The organism is Brevundimonas sp., from assembly GCF_036659295.1.
Lineage (GTDB): Bacteria > Pseudomonadota > Alphaproteobacteria > Caulobacterales > Caulobacteraceae > Brevundimonas.
In genome coordinates, this window is record NZ_JAVXCU010000130.1 from 1 (window position 1) to 4,539 (window position 4,539).

The following is a 4,539-nucleotide window of genomic DNA, read 5'->3' on the forward strand; positions in this document are numbered from 1 at the left end:
AGCCGCTCGTGCTTCCGGCCTATGATCAGGTGCTGAAGGCGTCGCACCTGTTCAACCTGATGGACGCACGCGGTGCCATCGCCGTTGCCGAACGCCAGTCCTATATCGGTCGCATTCGCGATCTGTGTAAGGCCGCCGCCACGGCGCAACTTGAACAAGAGCGCCGCGAAGAAGCGGCTGCCGAAGCGAAAAACGCCTGATCATGTCCCAGCTTCTTATTGAAATTTTCTCGGAAGAAATTCCGGCCCGTATGCAGCAGGGCGGTGCCCGCGATCTGGAACGTCTGGCATCCGACGCTTTTAAAAAAGCGGGTCTGACGTGGGACAGCCTGACCACCTATGGCGGCCCGCGCCGCCTGACGCTGGTGGTCGAAGGTCTGCCGGTTGCCACGCCTGACCTGAACGAAGAGCTGAAAGGTCCCAAGACCTCGGCTCCGGCTCAGGCGATGGAAGGCTTCCTTCGCAAGACCGGCCTGACGCAAGACCAACTGGTTGAGCGTGACGGCATCTATTACGCGCAGGTTTCGCAAAAGGGCCGCGCGACGACCGAGGTTGTGGCCGAGACGCTGGAAGCCATCTTCCGCACGATGGCGTGGCCGAAATCGCAACGCTGGGGCTCCAACAGCTTCCGCTGGGTGCGTCCGATCCATCGCATCATTGCCCTGTTTGACGGTGCGGTTATTCCGTATGCGCTTGATCTGGGCAGCACCATCGGTGGTGAATCCAAGAAGGTCGTGGCCTCGAACGTGACCGAAGGTCACCGCTTTATGGGCTCGGGCCAGCCGTTTGAAGTCACCGATTTTGCCGACTACAGCACCAAGCTGGAGCGCAACTTTGTTGTGCTGTCGTTTGATGACCGCAAGGCCAAGGTGCTTGAAGGTGCCAAGGCGGTTTGCGCGGCCAAGGGTCTGGAACTGGTCGATGATATCGGCCTGCTGGACGAGGTCGCCGGTCTGGCCGAATGGCCGACGCCGATCCTCGGTGACATGGCCCCTGAATTCCTCGCCCTGCCGCCAGAAGTCGTGCGCCTGTCGATGAAGGTGCACCAGAAGTATTTCGCCGTTCGTGTTCCGAACGCCGAAGGCCTCGCGCCTCACTATGTCGTCGTTGCCAATATCGAAGCTGCCGATGGTGGCAAGGCACTGGCGGCGGGTAACTCCAAGGTGCTGTCGGCCCGTCTCAGCGATGGCGTGTTCTTCTGGGAAGAAGACCAGAAGGGCGGCTTTGAGAAGTTCGCCGAATGGAACGAAAAGCTCTCGGGCGTGACCTTCCATGCCAAGCTGGGCACGATGGCCGAGCGCGTCGAGCGCATCGCCAAATTGGCCGCCGAGATCGCGCCACTGGTCGGTGCCGATGCCGCCGAGGCCGAAAAGGCTGCGCGTCTGGCCAAGTCCGATCTGGCCTCGGGCATGGTGGGCGAGTTCCCTGAACTGCAAGGCATCATGGGCGGCTATTATGCCCGCCTTGCTGGCCTGCCGGACGCCACCGCCGATGCCATTCGCGACCACTACAAGCCGCAAGGCCCCGCCGACAGCGTGCCTAGCGCACCGCTGACGGTCGCCATTGCACTGGCGGACAAGATCGACACCCTGTCGGGCTTCTTCTCAATCGACGAGAAGCCGACCGGCTCGAAAGACCCGTATGCACTTCGTCGTGCGGCTCTGGGCGTAACTCGATTGATCCTCGAAACCGGACGTCCCGTGCCGCTCGTAGAATTGATCGTACCAGCAGTTATCGCAACTCATGCATCTGCTCATGCAAATGACGGTGTGGCTGAGCAGGACAGCGGCTTTAAGTCTATTTCCAAAGATCTCTACGATAATGTCGCAACGGATCTCCTGGGACGTTATTCCGACGTTCTGAGTGGGTGGAATCCTTATCCTCAAGATAGTGCGTCAGCCTTCTTCGATACGGTTGAGGAGATTCGGGCTACATCTATCGATCTGGTTGCCTTCTTCGCCGACCGTCTGACCGTCCTGCTGCGCGACCAAGGCCAGCGTCACGACCTCGTGGCGGCTGTGTTTGCGCTGGGCGATGATGATCTGGTGCGTATCGTTTCGCGCGTCGAGGCCCTGTCGGGCTTCCTCGCTACGGACGACGGTGCCAACCTGCTGGCCGGTTACAAGCGCGCTTCGAACATCCTCAAGGCCGAGGAGAAGAAGGGCGCATTGCCGTCGGGAGAGGTTTCGACCTCGATGCCGAACCAGCCTGCCGAGGAAGTCGCTCTGGCCAAGGCCACCGCAACGGCAGATGCCGCTGTGAACAAGGCGCTGGAAACCGAAAACTTCGCCGCTGCCATGACGGCACTGGCCCAGCTTCGTGCGCCGGTCGATGCCTTCTTTACCGGCGTTATGGTCAACTCGGACGATGCCGCTGAACGCGACAACCGCCTGAAACTGCTGGTTCAGGTTCGTGAAGTCATGGGCCGAGTGGCTGATTTCGGTCAGATCGCGGGCTAGGGCTACAAATCTTTAGGGGCAGGATTTTTCTTTGTCTTTGCGCGACGGCACCTTTCGGGGTGCCGTTTTGCGTTTCAGCCCGCTGGCACGGTGCGAAATGTATAAAAATCGGCTAATTGCTACATCCGATCACGGATTGTGACCTCGGGGCGGTGGCCTTCGCGGGTGCAGCACGATAGAGAGGCGCTCGAAACACGGGAATCCCCTATGGTTCCGTGTGACGACCACGACCTAGGAACGGCAATATGACCAAGTGGGTGTACGGTTTCGGCGGCGGCTCTGCTGACGGCGATGCTTCGATGAAGAACCTTCTCGGCGGCAAGGGTGCAAACCTGGCCGAGATGTCCTCGCTGGGGCTTCCTGTCCCTCCAGGCTTTACCATCACCACCGAGGTCTGCACCTATTACTATGCCAATGGCGAGGCCTATCCGGCCGAGCTGGTGGCGGACGTAAAGGCGGCGCTGGCCAAGGTCGAGAACGTGGTCGGCAAGACCTTCGGTTCCGTCGAGAACCCGTTGCTGGTGTCGGTCCGCTCGGGCGCACGCGCCTCGATGCCGGGCATGATGGACACCGTGCTGAATCTGGGCCTGAACGACGAAACCGTCGAGGGTCTGGCCAAGCTGTCGGGTGACCGCCGCTTTGCATTCGACAGCTATCGTCGTTTCATCACCATGTATTCCAACGTGGTGCTGGGCCTCGGTCACGACCATTTCGAAGAGGTTCTGGACGAGCACAAAGAGCGTCTGGGCGTCTCGGTCGATACCGAACTGACCGCCGAGAACTGGGAAAAAATCGTCGCCGACTACAAGGCGCTGGTCGAGCGGGAACTGGGCAAGGCCTTCCCGCAGGACCCGCATGCTCAGCTGTGGGGCGCGGTGGGTGCCGTGTTCGAAAGCTGGATGAACGATCGCGCGAAATTCTATCGCCGTATGCACGACATCCCCGAGAGTTGGGGTACCGCCGTCAACGTACAGTCGATGGTGTTCGGCAATATGGGTGAAACCAGCGCCACGGGCGTGGCCTTCACCCGCAACCCGTCGACCGGCGAGAACAAGCTGTATGGCGAGTTCCTGATCAACGCCCAGGGCGAAGACGTGGTGGCCGGTATCCGCACCCCGCAATCGCTGACCAAGGCAGGCCGCGAAGAGATGGGCGAGACCGCCCTGTCGATGGAAGAGGCCATGCCGGTGGTGTTCGGCCAGTTCGTCGATGTGGTGGGCCGTCTGGAAAGCCACTACCGCGACATGCAGGACATCGAGTTCACGGTCGAGCAGGGCCGCCTGTGGATGCTGCAAACCCGTAACGGCAAGCGCACCGCCAAGTCGGCGCTCAAGATCGCTGTCGATCTGGCCGCAGAGGGCGTGATCTCCAAGGAAGAGGGCATCAGCCGCGTCGAGCCTGCGGCTCTGGACCAACTTCTGCACCCGACCCTTGATCCCAAGGCCGAGCGCAAAATTATCACCACGGGTCTGCCGGCATCGCCGGGTGCGGCCACGGGCAAGATCGTATTTGATGCCGACGAGGCCGAACGCGCCGCCCAGAACGGCGATGCCGTTATTCTGGTGCGCGAAGAAACCTCGCCGGAAGACATTCACGGCATGCACGCCGCACGCGGCATCGTGACCGCGCGTGGCGGTATGACCTCGCACGCCGCTGTTGTGGCGCGTGGCATGGGCCGTCCGTGCGTTTCGGGCGCGGGCGACATCCGTATCGACGACAAGGCCGGTACCTTCACCGTGCGTGGTCGCGTGTTCAAGGCTGGCGAAGTCATCACCATCGACGGTGCCAAGGGCGAGGTGTTGGAAGGTGCTGTCGCCATGATCGAGCCGGAACTGACGGGCGACTTCCAGACCCTGATGGCGTGGGCCGACGATGTGCGCCGCCTGAAGGTTCGCGCCAATGCCGAGACCCCGCTGGACGCCAAGACCGCACGTGGTTTCGGTGCCGAGGGCATCGGTCTGTGCCGCACCGAGCACATGTTCTTTGACGACACCCGTATTGCCGCTGTGCGCGAGATGATCCTTGCGGACAACGAAGCCGGCCGTCGTGCGGCGCTGGCCAAGATCGCACCGTTCCAGAAG

At 61.4% G+C, this 4,539-nt stretch carries 3 protein-coding genes; all 3 read left to right on the top strand.

The genetic code is table 11. The annotated features are described in order from the left end of the window. A partial coding sequence (locus RSB01_RS13595; protein ID WP_332625685.1) for a glycine--tRNA ligase subunit alpha occupies positions 1–200 on the top strand: 200 nt, incomplete at its 5' end. A 2-nt stretch (positions 201–202) separates the two neighbouring features. Beyond that, a complete protein-coding gene (glyS, locus tag RSB01_RS13600; RefSeq protein ID WP_332590520.1) occupies positions 203–2,458 on the top strand; it encodes a glycine--tRNA ligase subunit beta in 2,256 nt (751 codons plus the stop codon). Positions 2,459–2,703: 245 nt separating this feature from the next. Beyond that, positions 2,704–4,539, top strand: a 1,836-nt coding sequence (ppdK, locus tag RSB01_RS13605) for a pyruvate, phosphate dikinase (RefSeq protein WP_332625687.1), incomplete at its 3' end; no start/stop codon positions are given.

Excerpts from the sequence above, each read along its gene's own strand:
- glyS (WP_332590520.1), top strand. The coding sequence starts at position 203 with ATGTCCCAGCTTCTTATTGAAATTTTCTCGGAAGAAATTCCGGCCCGT.